Here is a 17340-nt window from a genome sequence, read left to right as displayed (position 1 = left end):
CACCAAAGCCAAATGCTGCGATTCAGCGCTTGGGGCACAAACCTGGAATGAACTGAAGAGCGTTGTTCGCGAACTGAATCTCGAAAACACGGAACGCCCGGAGGGAATTGTTCTGCGCAGCAAAGCCGATTGCCTCAGGGTGTGCGAGCGAGGGCCGATTCTTCTGGTCTGGCCAGACGGAATTTGGTACGCCGACGTTTCGCCTGATCGCGTCAAAAGAATCATCGAACAACACATCATCGGCCAACAACCCATTGAAGAATGGATTCTCAAAAGAACACCATTCGAGACACCCACTGGCTCCCCTTCAGGCGAAATTTGATCCCTAATCAATCCAGCAAAGCATTAGCGAAAGGCTCAATTTGCACCTAAAGAAGGAACTCTGAGCAAAAGGAACTTGAAATCCAGCCGGAATTCCAAACAACGAAATCCGAACAATTGCTATTGAGCTCTTGAGCACCATGCGCCCACAGGTCGCAGCCCAGGCAATTATGATGAAAACCTTAAGCGCCAACAGATGAGCGCTTGTCTTGAGGCTTCCATTTGGCATTTGCAACTGCGACCCGACCCGCAAATCCAGCCCCTGAAGACAGCGCTGAATCAATCCTCTACCCGAGCAAAGCTGAGCTGCTCAGCGCCTTGCCAGCAGAGCTCTCCAAGCTGAGCCCAGCGAAGTCCTGGGCGAGCCTGGCCATGTCTGCTGGGCTTTCGCTTCTGGCCGTCGGCCTGGGAACCCTTCTCCCGCTCTCGGCAGCCGCCACCCCCCTCTGGCTCCTCTACGGCGTGATCACCGGCACCATCGCGATGGGCTGCTGGGTGATCGCCCATGAATGCGGCCATCACGCCTTCCACCCCAACCGCCGGATTGAAGGCGTTGTGGGCTTTGTTCTGCACAGCATTTTGCTGGTGCCGTATTACAGCTGGGCCCACAGCCATGCGGTGCACCACGCCCACTGCAATCACCTGGAACAGGGAGAAACCCATGTTCCGCCGCGGGCAACGTCACCGATGGGACGAACCACCGAACAGCTCAAGCAGAGGTTGAATCCCACCGTCTTCGGGATCATTTCTCTGTTCAATCACCTCGTGATTGGCTGGCAGCTTTATCTCTTCCTGGGCGCCACCGGCGGCGAGGACTACGACTCCCCCACCTCTCATTTCTGGAATCGCAAGCGCAATTTCAACGGCAAACGCCGTCTCTTCCCTCAGTCCTTCGGCAAGTGGATGCTGCGATCCAACCTGGGATTGCTCGCCATGGTTGCCCTGTTGCTCATCGCCTCAGTGCAGTTTTCCCTGCTCCGTGTGCTGTGCGTCTACGGCCTGCCCTACCTGGTGATCAACATGTGGCTGACCACCTACACCTGGCTGCAGCACACCAACACCGATATCCCTCACTTCTCCAACGAAACCTGGACGTGGTCGAAGGGAGCCCTGCAAACGGTTGATCGTCCCTACGGGCCCATCCTCAACCTGCTGCACCATGGAATTGGCTCAACCCACGTGTGCCATCACGTGAATTCATCGATTCCGCACTACAACTCCTGGCGTGGAACTCAACTGCTGAGGCAGAGGTTTCCTGAGCTGGTGCGCTACGACTCAACACCGATCCACAAAGCGCTGTGGAGGATTGCCACCCGCTGTGGTGGCGCTGTGTACCAGAACCCAAGCGATCGGGCCTTCTACTACTGAAGCGATAGGGCCCCACAACATGTGGGGATCACGGCTTAACCAGCAACAACGTCCCTGAGCCAGGCCGCCGCCAGCTGGTCGCCCCAGCATCCGTCGCGGCCATGAAAGCCGTTGTGCCCTCCCCGTGGCGTGAACAAGGTGTGAATCGCAGCCTCCGGAGGCAGCGCCTCTGCGAGATCCATTGCAGAGGAAGCAGGAACCCAAGGATCATCCAGGGCCTGCAGCAGCAAGGTGGGCGGCATCGCTTTACATGCGGGCACCAGATGCTGCAGGGGTGAAGCCTCGCGGTAGTAGGCCTCCACATCCGCAAACCCCCAGCGGGGAGCCGTCACGGCACTGTCGAACTCACGAATCGAACGAGGGGGCGTCGCCTGCAGCTGGGCTTCCTCGTCGGCGCTCACCCCAAAGGGATCTGCCAGGGTCTGACGCACCAACCGCTTGAGTAGCCAGCGTTGGTAGACCCGATTGCGCGGTCGCTCGATCGAGGCGCTGCAGGCCGCCAGATCCAGGGGACTGCTGGCACAGAAGAGGCCATCAAGCACACCGGGGGAAGCCAGAGCGGCATTGAGCAGCATCGTGCCGCCCAGGGAGATGCCTGCCCCCAGCAGTGGGCGACCCGCCGCCAAGCTTCGGGCCCGAGCAATCACCGGCAGCAGATCGCTGTTGCAGCGTGCTGCATACGTGCCACCCGCAAGGTGGCGGCCTGGATCAGCACCGCGCAGGTTGAGGCGCAGCACTGCAAAACCGGCGGCCTGGAGCGCCACACCCATCCGCCTCAGGCCTTCCCGGGAACTGGATCCACCCAGCCCATGGAGCAGCAAAACCAAGCCCTTGGGGTCCCCTTCCGGCAGATCGAGCAGGGCCAGCAACGACCCGGCAGCCGCCGCTCCACTGGGGAGGGCTGGCACGGGAATTTCAATCGGGACCCCTTGATCGTGGGGGAGATCCACCTCGCGCAGGGTGTCGCGCAGGGTTTGCAGGTCACCGCCAATCCAGGGCCAGCGCTGCTCAAACGACGGAACCCCCAGCCGCTCCCGCAGCTGGGGGTTATCCACGCCGCGGGCCATCACTTCTTGCCCAGTCCCAGATCCTTGAGTTCCACCAGGAGATCGCCGAGCACCTTCTTGGCATCGCCGAACAGCATCGAGGTGTTGGCCAGCTCGAACAGATCGTTCTTGATGCCGGAGTAGCCAGCGCTCATGCCCCGTTTCACCACGAACACAGTGCGGGCGTCCTGCACATCCAGAACGGGCATGCCGTAGAGAGGCGAATTGGGGTCGTTCTTGGCCTGGGGATTGACCACATCATTGGCACCCAGCACCAACACCACGTCGGTGGCAGGGAACTCGGGATTGATCTGATCCATCTCCTGTAGCTGCTCGTAGGGCACATCGGCCTCAGCCAGGAGCACGTTCATGTGACCCGGCATACGACCGGCCACCGGGTGAATGGCATAGGCCACATCGATACCAGCGCTCTCCAGCACCCGAGTCACTTCCCTGAGCGTGTGTTGCGCCTGAGCCACGGCCAAGCCATAGCCCGGAACAATCACTACCCGTTCAGCGGCCTCAAGGGTGAGAGCGCACTCCTCAACACTGCAGCTGGTGATGTTGGTGTATTCACCGCCGCCACCGCCTGCAGCGGTCGTGGCACCCAGGGCGCCACCGAACAGCACAGACACCAGGGAACGGTTCATGCCATTGCACATCACCTGGGTGAGGATCAGGCCAGCAGCACCAACCATGGCGCCGGCCACGATCAGCAACTGGCTTCCCACCACGAAACCGGCAGCAGCGGCAGCCACACCGGAATAGCTGTTCAGCAGGGAGATCACCACGGGCATGTCGGCGCCGCCGATCGGCAGCGTCACCCCGATTCCCAGCAGGCCGGAGGCCACCACCAGCAGCCAGAGGCCCGTGCTCGAATCAGCGTTGCGCAGCATCTCAACGGCACCCACAAGGGATGCCACCGCCAGCGCAATGTTCACGGCGTGGCGCGCCTTGCTCTGCATCCAAGCCGGCGTGGACAGCCAACCCTGCAGCTTGGCCATGGCCACGATCGAGCCGGTGAAGGTGATCGCACCCACGAACACGGAGACAACGATCGACACCACGGCCACAGGGCCTGCCGCATCGAGGGCCGCCGGGTAAAGCGCAGCAGCCAGAGCCACCAGCAGTGACGACATGCCACCGCAGCCGTTGAAGAGGGCGACCGTCTCCGGCATCGAGGTCATCGGCACCCGCTGGGCGGTGATGGCGCCGAGCACACCACCCACCAACGTTCCGGCGATGATCCAGGTCCAGGCGGCGATGCTGATGCCGCTGGTGCCGAGGTAGTTGATCAGCAGACCCAGCACCGCAAGGCCCATGGCCACAGCGGCCAGCTGGTTGGCGCCCCTGGCGGAACGCACCTTGGAGAGACCTTTGATGCCGAGGGCCAGCAGCAGAACCGCAACCAGCTCGATCGCGTATTTGAGAAGGTCAGACATCAGCGGTTCTCCTTGCGAGCAGGCTTGCGGCTGAACATGGCCAGCATGCGATCGGTCACGAGGAAGCCCCCGATCACGTTGAACAGGGCAAAGCCCAGCGAGACGGAACCGAGCAGCAACAGCACGGTGTTGTCGCCGGCTTTGATGATGGCGGTGAGTGCTGCCAACACGGTGATGCCCGAGATGGCATTGGCACCACTCATTAAGGGAGTGTGCAGGGTGGGGGGAACCTTGCCGATCAGCTCCAGCCCAAGCAGGCTGCCAAGCAGGAGAACCCAGAGGAATTCAACAAACATCAGTTGGCACCTGGGGTAAGGACATCGCCACGACGGATGGTGCCGTCCTGGGCGATCAGACAGCCGGCGATCAGTTCATCCTCGGGATCAAGGCTGAGGACGCCGTCCTTCAAGGTGGGCTCCAGCAGAGCCACGAGGTTGCGGGCGTAGAGCGCACTGGCGTGATTGGGAACGCTGCAGGGCAGGTCGTTACCACCGATCAGCTTCACACCCTTGCGATCCACGGTCTTGCCAGGAACGGTGTCGGCACAGTTGCCGCCCTGGGCCACGGCCAGATCCACCACCACCGCGCCGGGGCGCATCCGATCGAGCATGTCTTCGCTGATCAAACGCGGAGCGCGGCGGCCGGGCACCTGGGCTGTGCAGATGGCCACGTCGGCCTCCGCCAGCTGATCCGACAGCTGCTGACGCTGGGCCGCCAGGAAGGCATCGGAGGCCTGTTTGGCATAGCCACCGGATTCCGAAGGCTTGTCCTCCATTTCGGGAGGCTCAATGAAACGGGCGCCGAGGGATTCCACCTGCTCCTTCACCGCAGGTCTGATATCACTGACGTACACGACAGCACCCAGACGGCGCGCCGTGGCCACGGCCTGAAGGCCCGCCACACCGGCTCCAAGAATCACCACCTTGGCCGGCTGAACGGTGCCCGCCGCCGTCATCAGCATCGGGAAATAACGGTCCAGCGCGGCGGAGGCCAGCAGCACCGACTTGTAGCCCGCGATGTTGGCCTGGGAGGAGAGCGCATCGGCGGACTGCGCCCGGCTGATCCGGGGCAACAGCTCGAGCGCCATGGCTGAAAGGCCGCTGCGCTTCAGGGCGGCCGTCAGCTCTTCGTTGGCGTAGGGGGAAAGAAGACCGACCACCAGCGCTCCCTGGCGCAAGCGGGCCAGGGTGGCTGCGCTCGGCGATTGAACACAGAGGAGAACGTCGGCCTGACCCCAGGCCGACGTGTCTCCTTTCTCAATGAGATCTGCGCCCTGCTCGGCGTAGGCCTCATCGAGGTATCCGGAGGGAGTACCGGCTCCGCATTCGACTGCGACGCTGCAGCCCAACGAGACGAATTTTTTGACCGTGTCCGGCGTTGCCGCGACCCGGGTTTCTCCCGGTGTCGACTCCACCGGTATCAGAAGTCTGGGCAAGGCGAACACAACCACCGACCCAAGCGAGGTTACGAGGTCGCCTTCTCGCCATCAGGAACCTTCCTGAAGAAAGGCCCTGAGTTCTGTCGCTCTTGCTACGTGAAGTGCACCCTCTGTGCTCCCCATGGGTCTCAGCGCAATCGAGTGTCCGGACGGCCTCTGCCACAGCCACCACGGTGGCCATGCCGTTGAACGAGAAACCATGCAGTCCACCCTCCAGTTGCACGGCAAAGACTGGTGTGAACGGCTGGCGGAGCGGATTTATGAAATCTCCGTCGACACCTTTTCGCAAAGCGTGATGCCGAGCCTGCACACGGCCGGCTGGCAGCGACGCCATCTGGACTGGGAGTTCAAGCTCAACGACGGCGAGAGCGAACCCGATCGCACCCTGGTGGACGGGATGATCAACGCCACGGAAAGCTTCCTGCGCAGCAGCGAGGTGCACCGCCTGTTCATCCAGGAACTCGTGCAGGGCACCTTCGCGGAGGCCGAGAACGACGACCTGCGCATTCAGGCGGTGCGCACCTTGGTGGAGACCGAGATCGTGGCGATGCTTGAGGAGCACAAAGAGGAGCTGCTGGATCGGCTCGCTCAGCAGCTGCTGGACACCGCCAAGGGGGATTTCACGGCAGCTCGTTCCGCCTCGGAGGAGGCCTTGAAGGAAGTGGAGCACCTGGTGGTTAACCACGCCGAAGCGCTCTGAAGCAGGCGCTCTAAAGCAAGCGCTGATGATCCAAGACGTGCTGCCGGATCAGACGATCGGCAGCACTTCCTGTTCGAGGCCGGCGGCCCCGTTCACCTCTCCGCGGCGGTGCAGGACGCGGGCCCGAAGAATCAACGGATCGATGTCGCATTCGAGTTGCCAGCAGCCATCGAGCTGGTCGCGCTGCTGATCGAGGGGGCTGCTGAAGAAACGACGTTGGGCCATGGCGATGGGCGGGACCCGATCCCGATGGAGCTGATGGCCGGACGGTAGAGATGCCACGGCGCAAAGGAATGGTTAAAAAGACTCATCTTCCCGGGAGGTGATATCTCAGCCGTCAGCTTCAACCTCCCGGCCAGGCAAACCACGAACGAGGCCCAGGCACGCCAGGTGCAACCAAGGCAGTGGCAGCAACAGCTGATTCAGCTGCTGCGGCGCAGGCTCGAGCTTGAGGGCAGCAGCCGCGACCTGCTGGTGTTTGCAGGCCCCGGAGCAGGCAAAACCCTCGGGGCGCTGCTGGGATTCCGTGCCATGCACGATCAGGGCCGGCTGAACCATTTCCTGGTCTTCTGCCACCGGACCTCGATCCTCAACCAATGGAAATCCGCCGCGGCGCGTCTTGGCTTGCGGCTGGAGGAGTGGCCCTGCCCGCCGGAGCAAAGCCAGGACGCTGATGGCTTGTTGGTGACCTATCAGGGTGCCGGTCGCCAGCGCGAGGCTCTGGGGGCACGGCTCGAGCAATGGGGCCTGAGCTCCTGCATGGCGATCGCCGATGAGGCCCACCATCTCGGCGTTGATCCCGACGAACCGGATGCCACCGCCTGGGGGCAGACCTTTCTGGAGCTGACCGGCAACGTGCGGCTGCGCCTGGGGCTCACGGGCACCCCATTTCGTGCCGACAACCTGGCGTTCTGCGCCGCCCGGCGCATGCGGGTGCGGCTCGATGACGGCGGTTGGGTTGAGCAGATCCGACCGGATCTCTGCGTTGAACCCAGGGACTTGATCGCCGCAGGGGATGTGCGCCCCCTGGAGTTCCGTTTTCAGGACGGCTGGGTGGAACACAGCCGCGAAGGCCAACCCGACCGCGACGTTTCCCCCCTCTCGGCGGAGCAACGGGAAAGCTGGCGCGCGCGAAACCTGCGTCGCGCCATTCGCCTGGCCGACAGCAGCAGCATTGGCCAGCAGGTGCTGCTGCGCGCCCAGCAGAAGCTGAACCAGTTGCGTGAGCGACAACCGCAGGCTGCTGGTCTTGTCATCGCCCGCGACATCAGCCACGCCGAAGCCATCAGCCGGGTGTTGATGGACGACGGCAACCGGGTGGAGTTGATCCATTCCCAGAGCCCACAAGCCACGGAGCGCTTGAACGCCTTCCAAAGCGGTGACGCCGATTGGCTGGTGAGCATCGACATGTGCGCGGAGGGCTTTGATGCGCCACGTCTGCGGGTGGTGGCCTACCTGACCACCGTGGTGACCCGCAGCCGTTTTGTGCAGGGCATCACCCGGGCTGTGCGGATGACGCCTGAACTGGCCGCCCGTGAAGCCATTCCCAGGGAAGCCTCTTACGTTTTTGCTCCAGCAGACCCACTGCTGATGGACTACGCCCGCTCATGGTCGGTGGCTGAGCCCTACGTGCTGCGGCCTCAGGAGCAGGAGGCCGAAGACGAGCAGCCGGGGGTTGGCGCCTGGCGCGGACCGAGCCTTCCCCTGGAAGCGGTGGAGGACGGAGCCGGCGCTGTGATCCGGCTGAAAACGCCCGAATTACCCGCTTTTTTGCAGCGCTGAGCACAGCATTGGCCAGAGGAAAATGCGAATTTGTGCAAATGGAGGGCTGAAAGGGACCCCCGATCCGCCAACCTGATCTACATCGAGGAGACAGTCATGGACGCCGCAATGGAACGCCGGATCGTCGTTGCAACGGGCTGGGCATCCACGCGCATCGCAGTCCTAGACAAGGAAGAGCGCTATGAAGACAGTTATGCGATAACGCAAGAATTCTGCGAATGGATCACATGCATCGGCGAAAACGTGGAGATGCTCGAGGCCAATGTTTTGGCAGCTCCGCGCAACCCGCGCAAACGGCGTCCAATTCACGACCCCAGCTCCAACGACTCACAAGTTGAAATCTAAAGTTTTTCTTAAATTCTTCTAAATCTCATTCATTCATTTCCAAGCCTTTGCTCACGTCGGCTTCCAGCAGGGCCTTAGATTTAACTCATAGTCAGTTCGCTTAAGCGGTGGGTCAAGCCGGTACGGATCACATCGAAAACCTGGTCATCGTTGGGTCAGGGCCAGCCGGGTACACAGCCGCCATCTACGCAGCACGGGCCAACCTTCAACCGCTGCTGATCACTGGGTTCCAACGCGGTGGCATCCCCGGTGGCCAGCTGATGACCACCACCCATGTGGAGAATTTTCCGGGCTTCCCTGATGGTGTGCTCGGGCCCGACCTGATGGACCTGATGAAGTCCCAGGCGGTGCGTTGGGGCACCCACCTGCTGGAAGCAGATGCCGACAGCATTGATCTCAGCTCCAAGCCCTACCGCATTGAGGTCGAGGGACAGACCATCCGCACCCACGCCCTGGTGATCGCCACCGGCGCCAGTGCCAACCGCCTCCAACTTCCCTCAGAGCAAACCTTCTGGAGCAAAGGCATCAGCGCCTGTGCGATCTGTGACGGCGCCACACCGCAGTTCCGCAATGAGGAACTCGCCGTGGTGGGCGGCGGCGACTCCGCCTGCGAGGAGGCGGTGTACCTCACCAAGTACGGAAGCCATGTGCATCTGGTGGTGCGCTCCGACAAGCTCCGCGCCAGTGCCGCGATGGCTGATCGGGTGTTGGCCAACGACGCGATCACGGTGCACTGGAACAGCGAAATCGAGGATGTGAACGGGGAGGACTGGATGCAGTCGATGACCCTGCGCAATCGCATCGAGGGCAGTTCATCCACCATCGCCGTCAAGGGGCTCTTCTATGCCATCGGTCACACCCCCAACACCGATCTGCTTCAGGGGCAAATCGATCTGGACGACAAGGGCTACCTGACCACGGAACCGGGACGACCGGAAACGTGCATGGAAGGCGTGTTCGCGGCCGGCGATGTGGCCGATGCCGAATGGCGACAGGGCATCACCGCAGCTGGCAGCGGCTGCAAGGCGGCCTTAGCAGCGGAGCGCTGGCTGAGTCACCACAACCTGGCTACCCGGGTGCAGCGTGAGCAGGTGGAGCCAGCGGTGGCGGAACGCCCGGTGAATGTGGATGTCACCACGGAAGCCACCTACGACCCTCAGGGACTGTGGCAGAAAGGAAGCTTTGCCCTGCGCAAGCTATATCACGACAGCGCCAAGCCGCTGCTGGTGATTTACACCTCACCCAGCTGCGGCCCTTGCCACGTGCTGAAACCCCAGTTGCAGCGAGTGATTCAAGAACTGGATGGATCAGCCCAAGCCATTGTGATCGACATCGAAGCCGATCAGGAGATCGCTGAACAGGCCGGAGTGAACGGCACACCCACGGTGCAGCTGTTCCACAACAAGGCCATGGTGAAGCAGTGGCGCGGCGTAAAGCAGCGCAGTGAATTCAAAGCTACGATTGAAGCTTGCCTTCAGGCTGCAGCCTGAGGGCAGTAGCCCTCAACGGCGACGCGGTCCACCGGGGCGGTTACCGCCGGGACGACCGCCGGGAGCACCGGCATTGCGCTCGCGGTAGGTGATGCGGCCGCGGGTGAGGTCGTAGGGGCTGATCTCCACCAGCACCTTGTCACCCGCGAGCAATTTGATCCGGAACTTGGTGAGCTTTCCAGCGGCTCTGCAGAGGCATTGGTGGCCAGCAGGCTGCTCGAGGGTGACCAGATAGAACCCGTTGCCCTGTTCCTTCTCGATCACGCCCGAGGTTTCGATCATGCGCTGGTGGCCAGTTCTGTCTTGCTGCAGTCAGTTTAGAAGGCCACTTGCACCCCGCAGAGGCAACACAGCCCTTAGGCTCCAACGCCGACACACATCCCCCTGCCGTGATTCTCCCCCCGTTGAGCCTGGATCTCGGCCTGCTATTGATATCCATTGGCGTGGTCAACCTGTGGAGGATGCGCGAAAACGCAAGCTGACTTGACGACGCTGCTGCTGAACAAGCCCTACGGGGTTTTGAGTCAATTCACGCCGGAGGAGGGAAGCCGCTGGCGTTGCCTGAGCGACTTTGTTGATATGCCCCAGGTGTATGCCGCGGGCCGGCTCGATGCCGACAGCGAGGGGCTGCTGATCCTCACCAGCAACGGCCGTCTCCAACAGCGCCTCACTGACCCTCGCTTTGGCCATTGGCGCAGCTACTGGGCGCAGGTGGAAGGAACTCCCAACACCACTCAACTGCAACAGCTCTGCGATGGGGTTGTGGTCCAGGGGCGCCGGACCTTGCCGGCGAAGGCGCGCTGGCTTCAGGGCCAAGACCAACCGACGTTGCCCGAGCGAACACCCCCCATTCGTTTTCGCGCTGCGATTCCCACCAGTTGGTTGCAGCTGTCCCTCACCGAGGGGCGCAACCGGCAGGTGCGCCGGATGACGGCGGCTGTTGGCCTGCCGACGTTGCGTCTGGTGCGCTGCTGCATCGATCTGATGGACAACGGTCCCCCGCTGGACCTCACGGGCCTTCACCCCGGCAGTTGGCGTGCGGTGACTGCAGCTGAACAGGAACGGCTCAACCGCCTGATCAGCAGCAGCTCGAGCGCTGGTGCTCAGCGGGGAGGACATCGGAGGGGAGGGCACCGACGAGGGTGACCGCCCGGAATTCAATGCCCTCCACCACACGCCAGGGCTGCTCACTGCGATCGGCGTAGCGAACCTGCTCAAATCCGAGAGCTTCGAAGGCCTCCAGGAAGGCCTGCTCCTGCCATGCGCCGCTGATGCAGCCACTCCAGAGATCAGGGTCCTGCTGCAAACGCAGGGGCACCACCTGATCGCAAACAATGTCGCTGATGGCAACGCGACCACCGGGAGCCAGGACCCGGCGAATGTTGGCCAGGAGCCTGTCGCGTGCTGATGGGTTCACCAGGTTGAGCACACAGTTGCTCAGCACCACATCGATCGAAGCGTCTGCGATCAGGGGTTCACCCGTGGCCGTGGGTGCATCCAGGGCTTCGATGGCCCCATCAACAAAACGGACGTTGTCGAAGCCCACAGCTGAAGCAACAACCGGGATGGCTTGACGCGACAAAGCCAGCATGTCGGCGTTGCGGTCCACACCGGTCACGCGACCGGATGCACCGACAATTTGGCTGCAGATGAAGGCGTTTTTGCCGCTGCCGCTGCCCAGGTCCAGCACGTGGTCCGCCTGCTTCACCCAGCGGGTGGGGTCACCACAGCCGTAATCCCGTTCAACGACAGCATCAGGAATCACCTTGAGCAGGGCAGGGTCGAAGCCGACCGGGGTGCAAAGGCAGGCTTCCTGCTCTTGGGCAGCAGCCCCATAACGCGCTTCCACAGCCTGGGTTTGATCCAGAGACTGGGGCACTGGGGACGAACAACACGATTCCGCCATCAGCCGATCGCCTCCTGCAGCTCACGCACCACATTCCACTGGCCGTACCAGTAGTTGGCCTCAGCCCGTCGATCGGGGTCCTCCACACCATCCACCGCATCGGGGCCCACCGACTTCCACAGCTCATGGCCACAGACGCGGTTGAGGCCTTGTTCCGCCTCATCCGACAACAACTGCAGACGCCGCTGCAGATTTTTGAGCTGAGCGACAGCCATCAGAACAGGATCAATTGAGGCGATAGTACAAAAGAACCAAGAGGGATCAAGGTTCAGAAAGGCAGCTTTTTCTTCGCGTCCTTGTCGAGATCGGCTTCCATCTCGCGCAGGCGCTTCAGGATCGTGTCGTAGTACTCACCGATGTAGCCCTCCATTTCCGTGGTCTCCGAGGCCTCAAGACCGAAGGCGGCATAGCTGTTCTGCATGGGGGCATCCAAGGTCTGACCGCTGCCGGTGACCTCAGCAAAAGCCAAGCGCTCCGCCACGTTGACGGCGGGTTCAAAGAAGGACGCCACTCCCTGCATCAGGTTCATCAGGACGGGCTGCACACGAAACACGCGGGCTGTCTTGCCACTGCAGCGTTCACAGAGCTGCACCAGTTCGCCAGTGTTCCAGGCCTTGGGGCCAACAACGGGGTAGGTGCCACGCACGGTTTCCTCCCGCTCGAGCGCCGCAACGGCGAAGCGGGCCATGTCCTGAGTGTTCATGTAGGCGATGGCCGTGGGGCTGCCACTGACCCACACCGTCTGGCTCTCCAGAACAGGAATGGCGAACTGACTGATCACCCCCTGCATGAAGGCGGCACCCTGCAGGATCGTGTAGTCGAAATCCGACGACTCCAGCAGCTTCTCCGTACAGGCCTTGATGTCCATCAAGGGAACCTCGCGGTGCTGATGAGCGCCCAGAAGCGAGAGAAAAACAAAGCGCTTCACCTCTGCCCGCTCACAGGCACGAAGCAGATTGAGCTTTCCGTCCCAATCTGTTTCGTAGATGCTGCGGGGGTCGTTGGGGCGACTGGTGGATGCATCGATCACGGCATCCATGCCCTCAAGGGCGTAATCGAGGCTGTCGGGCTCCAACAGGTCACCCCGGGTCAGCTCACAACCCCATTCCTGCAGAAAAGCAGCCTTGCGGGGAGTCCGCACCATGCAGCGCACCTGGTGGCCGGCGTCAAGGGCACGACGGGCGATCTGTCGTCCCAGGGTGCCGGTGCCACCCACCACAAGCACTTGCATCGGCGCCTTCCTCACGAAGGGTGGAGCCTAATGGCCCCAGTACCAAAGCGACTGCTTCAGTCGTCGCCTTGCAGTTTCAGCAGCAGAGCACCACCAGCGAGGCCGACGGGAATCAAGACCCAGAAGATCGCAGCAGTTCCAAAAATCTCAGCAGCCATGGTCTGGGCAAAGCGATCACCCGCCCATTTAAATCCCTTCCCCCCGCAGGCTGGCGCAGATCTGTAACAGCTGCGGTAATTCCGCATCTGTTCGCACCTGGCCAGGCATGACGCCACTGGCACTGGCGCGATAACCCGCTGCTTGGAGCGCCTGCACCAATGGCCCCAGAGCTGGTGGTCCTCCGATGCCCAGCCGTCGAGCCAGCTCATCGGTGGGCCAGACCGTGGGGCGATCACCGGGATCCGCCTGCAGGCGCTGCATCAATCGAAGGGTGGCGGGGCTGATCTGCTGACGCCCCAGCGGTTGAGCCTCGGCAATCAGCTGCTGCAACAACTGCGGCTCCTGCAAGGGACCGATCCACAGCGGGCCGCTGATGCTCCAGCGCCCCTGCCCAGCCACGCAATTACAGGCAGGCCAGCCGCTGAGCTTGAGCAGGGGCTGCACCCGTTGAGCACCACAGCGTTCGCAACGGGCCACCAGCCCCAGCTTCAGTTCATCGCCCGCGGGGATCTGGCGCCGCAGGCGCAGGGCGAGGCGAAAGGTGCGGCCTTCACTGAAGCTGAACAGTGGCTGCAGTCCACGGCCCAGCATCCAGGCCTGCCGCGCCACCAGCCCAATCTGCTGCCGCAGGGCCATTTCCCAGCTGGAGGGATGGGCGCGAGCGGCAGCCCCAAGGCTGCGGATGGCGCCTGGCCGGTCGTGGCCGGTGGGGGAGCGACCATCCGTGGAGGCCAGAAACAACAGGCCGTCGAAGCGCAGAGCCTGAAGGGCCGGCTGAATTAGAGGCCCAGGAGCACCAAAGGCATCAAGGTCGATGAAATCGAACCAGTGGCGCTCAACAATCGAGCGGTGCAGCAGCAGGTCTGCAGCCTCAGCCGTGAGCCGGGTTGAACACCCCAGCCCCGCCGCATTGGCCTGGATCAGCGGCAGCCGGTCGGGATCCCCATCGTTGATCCAGAGCTCCGTTTCAACGGCCGGGCTGGCCAGCGCCTCCAACCCCCAGCGCAGGGCCCTAATCCCGCAACCGGCCATCAGATCCAGCCAGCGCAGGGGGCGCGTGGCATGGAGGCTCTGGTGACGGGCCAGCAACACCGAAAGGTCCCGGGCCGGACGCGACTCAGGCCTGAAAAAGCCTGGGCCAAGGCTGAGCTCAGCCAAACCTTCGCGATAGTGATGATCGGTTGAGGTCAGAAGGGTGCCGCCTGCTGCTGTCCAGACTGCCGAGTGGGGTGTCCAGAGCACCTGGCAGTGGAGGGGCTGGCCCTGCCACTGGCGGGTCAGCGGCCCTGAAAGGGGCCCTGCCCTGCTGCTGCTGCACGGGTTCGGCGCCGCCAGCGGACACTGGCGCCACTGCGCGCCGCGCCTGGCTGACCAGGGCTGGCGGGTCTACAGCCTGGATCTGCTGGGTTTCGGCCAATCCGCCCAGCCGGCGCGGCCGATGGACAACCGGCTCTGGGCCCTGCAGGTGTGCGCATTCCTCGATCAGGTGGTGCAAGAGCCAGCAGTGGTGATCGGCAATTCCCTGGGGGCCCTGACCGCACTCACCGCGGCGGTGCTGGCGCCGAAACGGGTGCGGGCGGTGGTCGCCGCGCCCCTGCCGGACCCTGCCCTGATTCAACCGTTGCCGAAACGACGGACGCCCTGGCGGCGGCGTTGGCAGCGGCGGCTGCTCGCCCTAGTGCTGCACGTGCTCCCGCTTGAACTTGTGGTGCCCTTGATCGCGCGCACGGGCCTGCTCAAAGCTGGGCTTCAGGGGGCTTACTGGCAGTCAATCCAATCCGACCCGGAGCTGCTGCAGCTGATCGCCCGTCCTGCCCGGCGCCCCACAGCAGCCCGGGCCCTGCGGGGCATGAGCCTGGGCATGGCCAACCGTCCCCGAGGCGCCACCGCCCCCGCCCTGCTCGAGCAACTGCGGGTGCCCATGCTGCTGATCTGGGGCCGTCAGGATCGGTTTGTGCCCCTGGCCATCGGGGAATCCGTGGCCGCCAGCCACCCAGAACTCGAGCTGAGGGTGCTGGATCGCTGCGGACACTGCCCCCATGACGAAGCGCCTGATCGCTTCCTAGCTGTGTTGTTGCCCTGGCTGGACCGTAACTTGGGAGGACCAGACCGGCAGGGGACGACCAGCGGCGATGAAACACACCCTTTCGGTGGTGGTTGAAGACGAATCCGGCGCACTCAGCCGGATCGCAGGACTCTTCGCCCGACGCGGCTTCAACATCGACAGCCTGGCTGTCGGCCCAGCAGAGGCCGAAGGGCAATCGCGCCTGACGATGGTTGTTGAGGGCGACGACCAGACGCTCCAGCAGATGACCAAACAGCTAGACAAGCTGGTGAATGTGCTTCAGGTGCTCGACCTGACCCAGCGCCCCGCCGTGGAGCGTGAGCTGATGCTTCTCAAAGTTTCAGCACCGGCAGCATCCCGGGGCGCCGTGATCGAACTTGTTCAGGTGTTCAGGGCCAAGGTTGTGGACGTGGCCGATGAAGCCTTGACCCTGGAAGTAGTGGGGGATCCCGGAAAGCTGGTGGCCCTTGAACGGTTGATGGCCCCCTTCGGCATTCTCGAAATCGCCCGCACCGGCAAGGTGGCCCTGGAGCGGGCCTCAGGCGTGAACACCGAAATGCTCAAGGTGTCACCTAGCCACAGCCGGGTGCCCGCCTGAGTTAATGAGTTATCGCAGCCTTGGTGATGCGATCTCCTTGCTGGATCGCATCCACCACCTCCATGCCGTCCACCACACGGCCGAAGACGGCGTAACGACCGTCGAGTTCCGGTAAGGGGCGCAAGGCCAAATAGAATTGGGCGCTGGCGGAGTCAGGATCCTGGGAGCGGGCCATGGCCACCGCACCACGCTCATGGGTCAACTCCAGGCCATCAAGTTCTGCCGGATTGGTGCTGACCCTGCTGTAGCGGGGCTGCGGCTCGGATCGGAACTTGATCTCAAGCGGGATCATCCGCGCCTGGCCGTTGTCGGGATCCACAAAACTGCCGGTACCAAGCTGCCCCAGGGGAACCGATCGATCACTGGATTGCGGATCGCCCCCCTGAACAACAAATGGAACGGGCTCGCGAACAACGCGGTGGAACATGGTGCCGTCGTAGGTGCCGCGCCGCACAAGATCGATGAAATTGCCGGAGGTGAGGGGAGCGGCATCGCCGTTCACTTCAATCGTGAACTCGCCCTGGCTCGTCTGCATGGTGACGGTGGCCAGGCCCTGCAGGCAGGCCGCCTGAGCATCAGCACAACCGGTCACCACCGAAGCGCGCGGGGAAGGGCTGCAACTCACCAACAACGGGATGAGCAGCAACAGCGCCCAGGAACGAAGACGACGCATCGGATCAAAGGCCCTCAAGGTTGACGCCCAGGAAGCGGGCCAGTTCAGCACCGTCCTTCTCCAACTGAGCCAGAGGAAGCGGTTCACCAACGCGGGTGAGCGGCATGTCACGGCGTCCCTGGATTCTCAGGGCGACGCGGCGGCGCGCATTGAAGCCATCGCGCACCTCCACCTTCACCGCCTTGACGTCTTTAAGCGGAATTTCCACCAGAACGGGTTTGCGGAAACCACGACGGCTGATGGTCACCACGCCGGCATCTTTATCGAAGCGATTGCTGCCGCCGCCAACGTTCACGGCAATCACGTACCAGAGGTAAGTGGCCAGCAACGCCGCAGCCAGGCTGTACAAGCCCATCACCAGTCCCTGGGGCACGAACACCAGCGCAGCGGGGTGCCCCAAGGGGAGCAGGTCGCGACCGAGGTAGCTCGAGAGCGAAGCCAGAAGGAAGCCCACGCCCCCAATCGTGACGGCCGAAGCCACCAGAAAATTCGAGAGACGACGGGAGCCGAGCACGGGTTGCTCGAGCACTGCTGCGGACATGACCCAGCCAGAACGAAGCGCCATTGTGACCGCAGAAAGGCCCCGACGACGAAATAGGAAAAAATCCCTAAGAAACAGAGCTATACAGGGCGTTTCAGCTCACGCAAATCAGCCCCGCAGGTCGCGTGAAGATTGTTAAGGTCGCTGCGTATCCCACAGCCTGCGGCTTTCCGCACCGTTCACCTCTCATGACGATCGCTGTAGGACGCGCGCCACAGCGGGGATGGTTTGACGT

General features: G+C 62.8%; 22 protein-coding genes. 8 read left to right on the top strand and 14 right to left on the bottom strand.

Annotation, left to right across the window (positions count from 1 at the left end; all coding sequences use genetic code 11):
* Positions 1-22: 22 nt before the first annotated feature.
* Positions 23-247, bottom strand: a complete 225-nt coding sequence (locus DXY04_RS12625; RefSeq protein WP_206749652.1) for a hypothetical protein — start codon at positions 245-247, stop codon at positions 23-25.
* A gap of 296 nt (positions 248-543) precedes the next feature.
* Here DXY04_RS12625 and DXY04_RS05315 point away from each other — a divergent pair, with 296 nt between their 5' ends.
* Complete coding sequence (locus DXY04_RS05315) at positions 544-1689, top strand: fatty acid desaturase (RefSeq protein ID WP_115161302.1); 1146 nt, start codon at positions 544-546, stop codon at positions 1687-1689.
* Between the two features lie 35 nt (positions 1690-1724).
* Here DXY04_RS05315 and DXY04_RS05310 read toward each other — a convergent pair whose 3' ends face one another.
* The 4 genes from DXY04_RS05310 to DXY04_RS05295 are packed head-to-tail and all read right to left on the bottom strand — an operon-like array spanning position 1725 to position 5612.
* Positions 1725-2756 (bottom strand): alpha/beta fold hydrolase, encoded by a 1032-nt coding sequence (locus DXY04_RS05310; protein ID WP_170951348.1) that lies wholly within the window; start codon positions 2754-2756, stop codon positions 1725-1727.
* Positions 2756-4177 carry an NAD(P)(+) transhydrogenase (Re/Si-specific) subunit beta gene (locus DXY04_RS05305; protein WP_115161301.1) on the bottom strand — a complete coding sequence of 474 codons (1422 nt, stop codon included), beginning with the start codon at positions 4175-4177 and terminating at the stop codon, positions 2756-2758. The genes DXY04_RS05310 and DXY04_RS05305 overlap by 1 nt, the downstream gene beginning before the upstream one ends.
* Positions 4177-4473, bottom strand: a complete 297-nt coding sequence (locus DXY04_RS05300) for an NAD(P) transhydrogenase subunit alpha (protein WP_011364925.1) — start codon at positions 4471-4473, stop codon at positions 4177-4179. The genes DXY04_RS05305 and DXY04_RS05300 overlap by 1 nt, the downstream gene beginning before the upstream one ends.
* Positions 4473-5612, bottom strand: a complete 1140-nt coding sequence (locus DXY04_RS05295; RefSeq protein WP_244278586.1) for a Re/Si-specific NAD(P)(+) transhydrogenase subunit alpha — start codon at positions 5610-5612, stop codon at positions 4473-4475. Before DXY04_RS05295 ends, DXY04_RS05300 begins: the two co-directional genes overlap by 1 nt.
* Positions 5613-5736: 124 nt before the next feature.
* Here DXY04_RS05295 and DXY04_RS05290 point away from each other — a divergent pair, with 124 nt between their 5' ends.
* Positions 5737-6315, top strand: coding sequence for an EF-1 guanine nucleotide exchange domain-containing protein (locus DXY04_RS05290; RefSeq protein WP_115008613.1), 579 nt, complete (start codon positions 5737-5739; stop codon positions 6313-6315).
* A 48-nt stretch (positions 6316-6363) separates the two neighbouring features.
* Here DXY04_RS05290 and DXY04_RS11790 read toward each other — a convergent pair whose 3' ends face one another.
* Positions 6364-6540: a hypothetical protein gene (locus tag DXY04_RS11790; RefSeq protein WP_186495854.1), complete on the bottom strand. Its 177-nt coding sequence runs from the start codon at positions 6538-6540 to the stop codon at positions 6364-6366.
* A 165-nt stretch (positions 6541-6705) separates the two neighbouring features.
* On the opposite strand from DXY04_RS11790, the gene DXY04_RS05285 reads away from it, so the two are divergent.
* From DXY04_RS05285 to trxB, 3 genes are all read left to right on the top strand, one after another.
* A complete protein-coding gene (locus DXY04_RS05285) occupies positions 6706-8097 on the top strand; it encodes a DEAD/DEAH box helicase (RefSeq protein ID WP_115161300.1) in 1392 nt (463 codons plus the stop codon).
* 96 nt (positions 8098-8193) lie between these two features.
* The gene (locus DXY04_RS05280; protein WP_244278585.1) at positions 8194-8442 is read left to right on the top strand and encodes a hypothetical protein; all 249 of its coding nucleotides are present in this window, start codon (positions 8194-8196) and stop codon (positions 8440-8442) included.
* Positions 8443-8549: 107 nt separating this feature from the next.
* Positions 8550-9932: a thioredoxin-disulfide reductase gene (gene trxB, locus DXY04_RS05275; protein WP_115161298.1), complete on the top strand. Its 1383-nt coding sequence runs from the start codon at positions 8550-8552 to the stop codon at positions 9930-9932.
* Between the two features lie 12 nt (positions 9933-9944).
* Here trxB and infA read toward each other — a convergent pair whose 3' ends face one another.
* Entirely contained in the window at positions 9945-10214 is a 270-nt protein-coding gene (gene infA / locus DXY04_RS05270) for a translation initiation factor IF-1 (protein ID WP_006041809.1), read from the bottom strand.
* 201 nt (positions 10215-10415) lie between these two features.
* Between infA and DXY04_RS05265 the strand changes: the two genes are divergently transcribed.
* On the top strand, positions 10416-11078 hold the full coding sequence (locus tag DXY04_RS05265) for a pseudouridine synthase (protein ID WP_244278584.1): 663 nt from the start codon (positions 10416-10418) through the stop codon (positions 11076-11078).
* On the opposite strand, the gene DXY04_RS05260 is transcribed toward DXY04_RS05265, so the two are convergent.
* The 5 genes from DXY04_RS05260 to DXY04_RS05240 are packed head-to-tail and all read right to left on the bottom strand — an operon-like array spanning position 11011 to position 14386.
* Entirely contained in the window at positions 11011-11838 is an 828-nt protein-coding gene (locus tag DXY04_RS05260; protein WP_115161296.1) for a methyltransferase domain-containing protein, read from the bottom strand. The genes DXY04_RS05265 and DXY04_RS05260 overlap by 68 nt on opposite strands.
* Complete coding sequence (locus DXY04_RS05255) at positions 11838-12053, bottom strand: hypothetical protein (RefSeq protein WP_114988609.1); 216 nt, start codon at positions 12051-12053, stop codon at positions 11838-11840. The genes DXY04_RS05260 and DXY04_RS05255 overlap by 1 nt, the downstream gene beginning before the upstream one ends.
* Before the next feature lie 53 nt (positions 12054-12106).
* A complete protein-coding gene (locus tag DXY04_RS05250) occupies positions 12107-13069 on the bottom strand; it encodes an NAD(P)H-binding protein (RefSeq protein ID WP_115161295.1) in 963 nt (320 codons plus the stop codon).
* A 56-nt stretch (positions 13070-13125) separates the two neighbouring features.
* On the bottom strand, positions 13126-13227 hold the full coding sequence (gene petM, locus DXY04_RS05245; protein WP_011364936.1) for a cytochrome b6-f complex subunit PetM: 102 nt from the start codon (positions 13225-13227) through the stop codon (positions 13126-13128).
* 28 nt (positions 13228-13255) lie between these two features.
* On the bottom strand, positions 13256-14386 hold the full coding sequence (locus tag DXY04_RS05240; protein WP_115161294.1) for a N2,N2-dimethylguanosine tRNA methyltransferase: 1131 nt from the start codon (positions 14384-14386) through the stop codon (positions 13256-13258).
* Between the two features lie 37 nt (positions 14387-14423).
* On the opposite strand from DXY04_RS05240, the gene DXY04_RS05235 reads away from it, so the two are divergent.
* Together DXY04_RS05235 and ilvN are read left to right on the top strand one after the other, a co-directional pair.
* A complete protein-coding gene (locus DXY04_RS05235; RefSeq protein WP_115161293.1) occupies positions 14424-15389 on the top strand; it encodes an alpha/beta fold hydrolase in 966 nt (321 codons plus the stop codon).
* Positions 15361-15891, top strand: coding sequence for an acetolactate synthase small subunit (gene ilvN, locus DXY04_RS05230; RefSeq protein ID WP_115132937.1), 531 nt, complete (start codon positions 15361-15363; stop codon positions 15889-15891). Before DXY04_RS05235 ends, ilvN begins: the two co-directional genes overlap by 29 nt.
* A gap of 1 nt (position 15892) precedes the next feature.
* On the opposite strand, the gene DXY04_RS05225 is transcribed toward ilvN, so the two are convergent.
* Together DXY04_RS05225 and DXY04_RS05220 are read right to left on the bottom strand one after the other, a co-directional pair.
* A complete protein-coding gene (locus DXY04_RS05225; RefSeq protein WP_115161292.1) occupies positions 15893-16564 on the bottom strand; it encodes a peptidylprolyl isomerase in 672 nt (223 codons plus the stop codon).
* Between the two features lie 4 nt (positions 16565-16568).
* A complete protein-coding gene (locus DXY04_RS05220) occupies positions 16569-17105 on the bottom strand; it encodes a photosystem I assembly protein Ycf4 (protein ID WP_115009215.1) in 537 nt (178 codons plus the stop codon).
* Positions 17106-17340 lie beyond the last annotated feature (235 nt).

It is taken from the genome of Synechococcus sp. UW86, from assembly GCF_900474085.1.
GTDB lineage: Bacteria > Cyanobacteriota > Cyanobacteriia > PCC-6307 > Cyanobiaceae > Parasynechococcus.
The sequence above is the reverse complement of the archived record's forward strand: the minus strand, read 5'-3'. Positions and strand labels throughout refer to the sequence as shown.

Bases quoted from the DNA above. Each gene is read 5' to 3' on its own strand.
- DXY04_RS05225 (WP_115161292.1), bottom strand. From the start codon at position 16,564: ATGCGTCGTCTTCGTTCCTGGGCGCTGTTGCTGCTCATCCCGTTGTTG.
- DXY04_RS05255 (WP_114988609.1), bottom strand. From the start codon at position 12,053: ATGGCTGTCGCTCAGCTCAAAAATCTGCAGCGGCGTCTGCAGTTGTTG.
- DXY04_RS05220 (WP_115009215.1), bottom strand. From the start codon at position 17,105: ATGTCCGCAGCAGTGCTCGAGCAACCCGTGCTCGGCTCCCGTCGTCTC.
- DXY04_RS05280 (WP_244278585.1), top strand. From the start codon at position 8,194: ATGGACGCCGCAATGGAACGCCGGATCGTCGTTGCAACGGGCTGGGCA.
- ilvN (WP_115132937.1), top strand. From the start codon at position 15,361: ATGAAACACACCCTTTCGGTGGTGGTTGAAGACGAATCCGGCGCACTC.
- DXY04_RS05310 (WP_170951348.1), bottom strand. From the start codon at position 2,756: ATGGCCCGCGGCGTGGATAACCCCCAGCTGCGGGAGCGGCTGGGGGTT.
- DXY04_RS11790 (WP_186495854.1), bottom strand. From the start codon at position 6,540: ATGGCCCAACGTCGTTTCTTCAGCAGCCCCCTCGATCAGCAGCGCGAC.
- infA (WP_006041809.1), bottom strand. From the start codon at position 10,214: ATGATCGAAACCTCGGGCGTGATCGAGAAGGAACAGGGCAACGGGTTC.
- DXY04_RS05305 (WP_115161301.1), bottom strand. From the start codon at position 4,177: ATGTCTGACCTTCTCAAATACGCGATCGAGCTGGTTGCGGTTCTGCTG.
- DXY04_RS05300 (WP_011364925.1), bottom strand. From the start codon at position 4,473: ATGTTTGTTGAATTCCTCTGGGTTCTCCTGCTTGGCAGCCTGCTTGGG.
- DXY04_RS05290 (WP_115008613.1), top strand. From the start codon at position 5,737: ATGGGTCTCAGCGCAATCGAGTGTCCGGACGGCCTCTGCCACAGCCAC.
- petM (WP_011364936.1), bottom strand. From the start codon at position 13,227: ATGGCTGCTGAGATTTTTGGAACTGCTGCGATCTTCTGGGTCTTGATT.
- DXY04_RS05250 (WP_115161295.1), bottom strand. From the start codon at position 13,069: ATGCAAGTGCTTGTGGTGGGTGGCACCGGCACCCTGGGACGACAGATC.
- DXY04_RS05260 (WP_115161296.1), bottom strand. From the start codon at position 11,838: ATGGCGGAATCGTGTTGTTCGTCCCCAGTGCCCCAGTCTCTGGATCAA.